Below are 7,342 nucleotides of genomic sequence, written 5' to 3'. Positions count from 1 at the left end.
ACCAGCGGCTTCTCGCTGCCTTCGCCCACGGCCTCCACCAGCTCAGCGGGCACGCCCTTGCCGACCAGATAGGTCTTGATGGTTTGCGCCCGCTGCCTGGACACCTGCAGGTTGCCCTGACGGTCGCCGAGCTGGTCGGCGTGACCGGCGATGATGATTTTGCCGATGTTCGGCGTGCTCAGCAGCTTGCCGGCGATGGCGCTCAGCTGGCTCTGGCCCTCGGTTTTCAGGCTCTGAAAATCGGCACGGCCGAAGGCGAACAGGGTGTCCGATTCCAGGGTGATGGTCTCGATGGAGCGCAGTGACTGCGAGAGCAGGCTGTTGATGTAATTGCGCGAGCTAGAGGTCAGGAACGCGTTGTCGAGAATCCTCGGCACGTCCGGCTCGTGGATCTGGTCGCTGTAGAAATTAACCTGGCGACTGGCAAGCTCGTAGTCCGTGCCCGAGTTGGTCGCAGCGCCGGTCGCGCCGATGGTTTTGCCGGTCTGCTTGGCGATGGCCGGGTACCAATAGTCAGGAATCTTCGCCTTGAGAAAAGCCGGATCGGCTTTTTCCCGTTGTGAGCGCGAGAGCTGAACGTAGGTCTCCAGGGTGGCCTTGCCAAAGTCGGCGATCGACTGCGCGCGGTTGTCATTCGGCAGGGCGCGCGGCTCGACGCTGTCGACGCCGGTGACCGGCATCAGGTCCTTGGCGTTGCGCTGGTAGACCTTGATCGTGGTCAGCAGGTACAGCGAGCGGGTGAGGTTGTCGGCAGTCGGCTTGAGCATGACCGTTTCCAGCCGGTTGAAGTAACGCGCCCGCACCAGCGGCTCGACGTTGTAGCCCTGATAAAGGCCCAGACGCAGGCGCAGCGGCACGCCCTGATCATGGTGGCGGACGTAGTAATCGGCGGTCCGGACACGCAAGCGGTCAAGGGTTTGCCAGTCGGTGTACTGCCCCGGCGTCGCGTTATCCTGGGCTGCCGCAGCGGTCAGCTCGGAAGACAGCGTCTGGATCTCGGTCTTGTTGTTCCAGTACGACCAGCCCCACGCGCCGCACAGCAGCAGGGCAATCAGGCTGGCGCCGCCGACCCATGCGGCCTTGCGACGGCGTTCGCGAACGTTGCTGGTGTACAGCGCGACCAGATGCTGGTCGGGGATGATGACCTTGCGGAACAGGCTGTTGATGAACAGCGGCTGAGGCTGGGCCTGGCCGTGAGCGGTTGCCTGTTCGGCTTCCAGAGAGAATCGCTCGCTGACCTGACGGGTGTGGCCCCCCAGTTCCGGCGCGTCGGCATCCAGTGCGCTGGTGAAATAGAAGCCGCGCAGCAGCTCGGCGTTCTGATAGGGATTGGCGCGCAGCAGGGCGTCGACGAACAGTTGCAGGCGGGGCTTGAGCGCCGCGAGTTCCAGCGGGAAACGGTAGACCGCCGAGTCGCGACGGGTGATCTGGATGTCCTGCAACACCAGTTGCTGGCTGGCCACTTCCTTCCAGTAGTTGACCAGCTCGTCCATGGCCACGCCGAAACGCTGGGCCCAGTCGGCTTTTTCATAGTCCCTGTGGGGGAAGGTCTTGCCCATCACTTCGCCACGGCCCACCTCGTCGAGCTGGCGATAAAACGGCGCGAAACCGGGGACCAGGTCGCACTTGGTGAAGACCAGATAAATCGGCAGGCGCACTTCCAGCAGCGAGTAGGTTTCCTGAATGCGCTCACGCAGGCGCTTGGCCAGACGTTCCTGATCTTCCAGCGAGGCCTGCAGGATGTCGTGGATGCTCACCGTCACGATCAGCCCGTTGAGCGGGCGACGCTGACGGTGCTGGCGCAGCAGTTGAAGGAAGCCGCGCCATTTACCGGCTTCCTCCTGATCGGTCATGTAGCGGCCGGCGGTGTCCAGCAGCACCGCTTCGGAGCTGAAGAACCAGTCGCAATTGCGGGTGCCGCCCAAGCCGGCGACGCGCACGCCTTCACGCTCGGCGTAGGGGAAATTCAGGCCGGATTGATAGAGCATGGTGCTCTTGCCGGCGGCTGGTTGACCGACCACCAGATACCACGGCAGGGCGTACAACGCGTCCTTGGCACGGGTGCCTCGCGGGGTGTTGCTGCGCAGGCGATCGATGCTTTGCAGCAGGCGTTCGCGCAGCAGGCTGACCTCTTCGCGGTCTGCGGGGCTGGCGTTCAACACCGCCTGATCGGCGTCGTCGCGCAGCAGCCCTTCGAGGTTGTGCTGCCGCGAGGTGCTCCGGTAGAGATACAACACGTAGCCGATCGACAGCAGCAAAAACACGCCGATGCCGGTCAGCAGGCTGCCCAGGGAACTGAAGTCCAGCGCGCGGCCCAGCCCCCAGACGATGAAGATCGTCAGGAAGAAGCACACCCCCAAAATGTAGGGTTGGTAACGCAGCAGGTAATACTTGAGCTTGTTCATACAGACTTCACATCCAGCGCGTCGACAAAACGGTCGATGACGTCATAAAGAGGGCGTTCGGTGTCGGGAAACTGAGGCGGGCGGTGGTGTTCGTCGAACGCCGCGAAATCCGCCAGCACGTCGTAATGCTCCGGCCGTTCGGCCGGGTCGGTCAGGGCCGTGTACAGGCCGGTGTTGCTGCGGGACGGGAAGCACAGCAACTTGGGTCGCATGAAGTCATCGGCCAGCACGCTGACCTGGGGCGACACACGGCCGGTTTTCATCCGCGTCAGCCAGTCGACCCACAGGTCCGCCGTCGGGTTCTTCAAGCCGCGTTCTGCCGGCAGCGGCAGGCTGATGCCCGGCGCCTGTGCCTGATTCAGCGGGCGGCGCAGCGCATGCAAGCGGGTCAGCACGGCATTGGTGACGAACTCCGGCCAAGAGTGACCCAGCGCCGTGGCGATGTCCCGCAGGTTGAAGTTGCGCAGGAATTTCTCGTGCACCTGGCGGAACAGGGCGAAGTCCTGCCCCTGCAACGGGCGCAGGGCCTTGATCCGCTCGAACAGCACTGCCGATCGCTCGCCCTGGGCACCGAGGTGCAGCAGCGGCTTGATCCGCGCGCAGAACAATTCGCTCAGGGTGAACGGGTTGACCAGCGGCCCGCCATCCCCCGCCTTCACGGACTGGAAGATGAACAGCGGGTAACGGCGCTGGCTGGAATCCATCGAACTGACCAGCCCACCCAGCAACCAGTTGCCCGAGCGCGCGCGGTACGAGAAGAAGCACAGCGGCAGGCGATCGAATCGCGCCTGCCAGTCTTCCTGCGAATGAATCGCCGCCAGCGACCCCTGCAGCCAGCCATCGAACTCGCAGACGTCGTCCGCCGCGCCGTGCAGGCTGACGAAGTCCGCGCTCGATGGCAGCTTGCCGAAGCAGCCGATCATTGACGGCGCTCCCGGCCGCTCACGCCGCAGCGTGCAAAGAACAGCGCGCCGCTCATCACTTCGCCGATCCTTGCGCGACGTCCTTGGACGGCGTGTTCAGCGCGCTCAAGGATTTGACGTTAGCGAGGTCCGTCAGCTTGACCCCGCCATAGTTGCGCACCGCGAGGCTGACCTGACCGTTGGCGGTGTTCCAGCTGAAGCGTTGCTGGATGCCGTCGAGGTCATCAACCCGGGCGCTGTCGTTCATGCGCAACAGGCCCCAGCGACCGGGGTAGTCGAACACGGTGATGCGCTCGCCCGTCAGCGTCACGACGTCCAGTCGTGCGCCCGGCGCGGTGGTGGTACCCGGCCAGGAGAAGCGGCTCCAGCTGGTTTTGCCGTTGCGGTAATGCTGAACCTGACCGTCGAGGGTGAAGATGATGTCGGTGAAGAACGCCGACGGTTCCAGCATGATCTCAAAGCCGTTTTCCTTGTCCGACAGGCTGGCGATGACCTGGCCCAGGGAGCTGGCTTTGTCGATGCTGGTGACCATGTTCGGGTTGACCAGCGGCGCAGTTTTGGCGCCGCTGCTCATGCCCAGGCCTTCACCGCCGGACAGGTTGCCGATCTCGTTGCGCTTGAAGTTCGGCAGCAGGCCGGACTCGGGATCGACAAAACGCTGCAGGTCTTTGACCGACGCTTCGTTGCGACTGCCGGCCGCGATCGGGTAACGGTGCGCCATGACTTGCTCCCACGGCTTGGCAATCTGCTGCGCCCAGGCCTTGGCGATCTGCTGGCCGGCCGGGTCACGCAGGGTTTCCCAGGCGAACTGGATCGGCAGGCTGAACAGACCCTGCAACGATTCGGACAAGCCGCCCTGGCTGGTATCGACCGTGGTCTCGACGTAGTTGCGCACGTTGGTGACTTCGCTCGGCTGACCTTCGAGGGTTTCGCTGATCAGCTGTTTGCTGCTCTTGCCGACATCCTGGGAGCGCTGGATGTTGTTCATCCGCACCTTCAGTTTGCGCAGCGCCGCCAAGTAGCGATCCATGATCGTGCTGTCGGCACCTTCAGCGTTCTGCGTCGCGAAGACCCGCGACACCGGTTCGAAGCGCTGGGCCAAGCTGCCGTCATCCACTGCTGGCAGTGGGGAAAGCATGGCTGCGGTCGGCACTTGCGGGCCGCTGACCAGTCCGGTGACCTTGCTCCAGAAATCATCAGCCTTCGGCGTGCCGGGCTGTTGATTGACCTGGGGCGCAGGCACGTCCCACTGGGTGTTGTCGTTGACCCCGGACAGCAGGATTTTCACCGGCGAATTCTGCACGTCGCTCAGCAGCGACAACTGTTGCGTGGCGTTGGCCATGTCGGTGAAGTGGCGCACGCCGACGCTGCTCAGCAAGGTGTACCAGGACTGGGCGTAGTCACGCTTGTAGCGCGCCATGAACTCGCGCATGAAGTTGGCTTTCTGGATGATGCTGTCGCCGCCGTCGCCGTCGAGGACCCAATCGGACTCGTTGCGCAGGTTGCTCGACATCAGCTTGATCAGCTCGGGTTTGACGAAACCGTCCCAGCCCTGGCGGGTGAAAATCGCCGGCACCGCTTCGCTGCCGTAGAGCAACTGGCGACCGGGCAGCGGCACCAGCTCGTTGAGGCCCATGGCCGGGAATTGCCGACTGGCTTCCAGTTGCAGGCGCAGGTATTCACGGTCCACCAGCGAGCTGGAAATCATGAACGACTTGAGGCTCTTGCGGGTTTCTTCGACCAGTTGATCGTTGCGTGGCAGGGCAGGGGCCTGACCGGTTTTGAGCAACTGCACGTACATCGGCACGTTGTCGGCGATCACCTCGTCGCTGACCGGGCTGTCCGCCGACGCCGTGTTGCTCCAGGCGACGGGCAAGGCAGCGCTGACAAATTCCGGGTCCGAATGGGCGTTGGGCTGCGTCAGCATCAGGTACAGCTTGAGCGAGTTGTAGGACTCGATGATCGACGCGACTTGCTGCTCATCCAGGCGGCCGAGCATTTCTTCGGACAACGACAGCCCGCCGGTGGTGGCCGACAGTTCCGCCGCGTCACTGGCCGTGGCCGGGTTGCGCAGGTCGGCGAGGGCCGCTTCGCGGGTCTTGGTCACGTTGCTGCGCACGGCGCCTTTGAGGCGGCTGCCGACATCGCCGACGCTGCGCGGAATGCTGCTCAGGCTTGGCTTGCCGGTGTTGGCGGCAAAACTGCGCACGCCGCGATCGACCAGCTTCTGGCCCTTGTCGTTTTTACCGCCAGCCTTGCCGCTTGATTTACCAGGAGTGGCACCGAGTTCGTTCTGCGGGTCCACGGATTTGGTGAACTCGTTGAACGCGCGCATCTGCATTTGCAGCTTCAGGGCGACTGGCTCAAGGGCCTGGCTGCGCAGTTGTTGCAGATACGCCGTCTGTGCGGCGGCAAAGATTTCGTCACCGCGATACAGGCCGGCACTCAGTTGCAGCGGCACGCCTTTGGCGCGGTGCTTCTCGATTTGCGCCAGTTCATGGCGCAGCAGTTCCAGGCCTTCGCCGGCCGCCATGCGCTGGGCGCGGTCAGGCGCATCCTGCAGCTCGGTCAGCTTGTCCTGGAGGGCGGCGATCCACTCGCGGTTGTGCTGGAACGACAGCGCCTGCCAGCCGATGAAACCGAGACCGGCGAGCAGCGCGGCGGCAATGACCACCGGGGTCAGCGACCTGTCGCGGCCGTCGCGGGATTGATACGAGATCAAGTCGCGATCGGGAAAAATCACCCGGCGGAACGTGTCAGTGATGAAGTAGCTGCGGTCGCCAGTCTTCCGGCCATTGGCCTGCGCGGCATTCGCGCTGTCGCTGGCCGGCTGTAGGGCAAAGTCTTCGGCCAGATCGTCGTCGAACACCTGGCTCAGTTGCTCGGCGGTCTGCAGCGCGCTGGTGAAATACAGGCCGCGCAGCAACAGCGGGCTGCCGTGGCTGGCGGGCTGGGTGAAGTGCTCGAGGAAGGGCACCAGCACGCCTGACAGATCGGCGAAATAATTGGGGAAGTTGAGCAGCGCGCTGTTGGCGTCGGAACCGAGCCGGATCATCTGCGCGTCGACGTGACGCTGCACGCCGTGGTGCAGGTTCTTCAGTTTGCTGTCGAGGACCGTCTTCAAACCCTGGGTGCGGATTTCCGACAGCGCAAAGGTCATGCCCAACGGCTGCTGACGCTCGTTCAGGTCCAGACCGTCGAAGGCCTGGTTGAAGCCCGGCAACTGGTCGGTCTTGCTCAGCATCAGGTAGATCGGCGGATGGGCGTCGAGGCTGCGGCTGTACTCCTCGATGCGTGCGACCAGCTGGATCGCCATTTCCGCACGTTCATGGGCGGTGGCTGCCAGCAGTTCCGGCAGGCTGACCACCAGCACCAGACCATTGATCGCGGTTTTCTTGCGCTGCTTTTTCAGCAGTTGCAGGAAAGCAGTGAATTCGCTGGCGGCCGAGTCCTCGGCCAGGTAACGCCCGGCCGTGTCGATGAGCACAGCCTCAGGGCTGAAATACCAGTCGCAGTGGCGGGTGCCGCTTTCGCCGCTGCTCTGGCCACTGGCGGTGGTGGCCGAGAGTCCCGAGCGGGTGAGCAGCGAAGTCTTGCCAGCCGCCGACTGGCCTATCACCAGGTACCACGGCAGCTCGTACAACGCCGACGAGCCACCGCCGCCTGCCGAGCGATCGGCGCGGAGCATGGTGATCGCGTGCTTGAGTCGGTCGCGCAGCACTTGCTGGTCGCGGAAATCGCCGTCGGCCGGCAGTGAGCGGTCAACTTCGTGATGCACCAGTTTTTCAAGATTGCGCTCTTTCTGAATGCGTCGTATCTGACGGATAAAGCCGACGAAGATGTAGAACCCGCTCACGATCAGCAGGGTTTGCAGCAGGTATTCCCGCGACCATTGGCTGCGTGCCGCCATGACCACGCAGGCGACGAGGCTTATCAGCCACAGCGTGACGACGAGGAACCAGAAACTTTTTAGAGCGCGAAGTAGTGTTTTCATGTCTTCCTGACTCGCTTACC

General features: G+C 63.5%; 3 protein-coding genes. All 3 read right to left on the bottom strand.

Annotated features, from left to right (window positions below; translation table 11 throughout):
- Positions 1 to 2,405: type VI secretion system membrane subunit TssM (gene tssM / locus QMX88_RS08435; RefSeq protein ID WP_282368184.1), on the bottom strand; the 2,405-nt coding region annotated here is incomplete at its 3' end.
- Positions 2,402 to 3,328: a type VI secretion system-associated protein TagF gene (gene tagF, locus QMX88_RS08430; protein ID WP_282368181.1), complete on the bottom strand. Its 927-nt coding sequence runs from the start codon at positions 3,326 to 3,328 to the stop codon at positions 2,402 to 2,404. The genes tssM and tagF, both read right to left, overlap by 4 nt.
- Before the next feature lie 55 nt (positions 3,329 to 3,383).
- Positions 3,384 to 7,322, bottom strand: coding sequence for a type VI secretion protein IcmF/TssM N-terminal domain-containing protein (locus QMX88_RS08425; RefSeq protein ID WP_282368179.1), 3,939 nt, complete (start codon positions 7,320 to 7,322; stop codon positions 3,384 to 3,386).
- Between the last annotated feature and the right edge of the window lie 20 nt (positions 7,323 to 7,342).

The organism is Pseudomonas sp. PS02290 (assembly GCF_029960075.1).
Taxonomy (GTDB): domain Bacteria; phylum Pseudomonadota; class Gammaproteobacteria; order Pseudomonadales; family Pseudomonadaceae; genus Aquipseudomonas.
The sequence above is the reverse complement of the archived record's forward strand: the minus strand, read 5'-3'. Positions and strand labels throughout refer to the sequence as shown.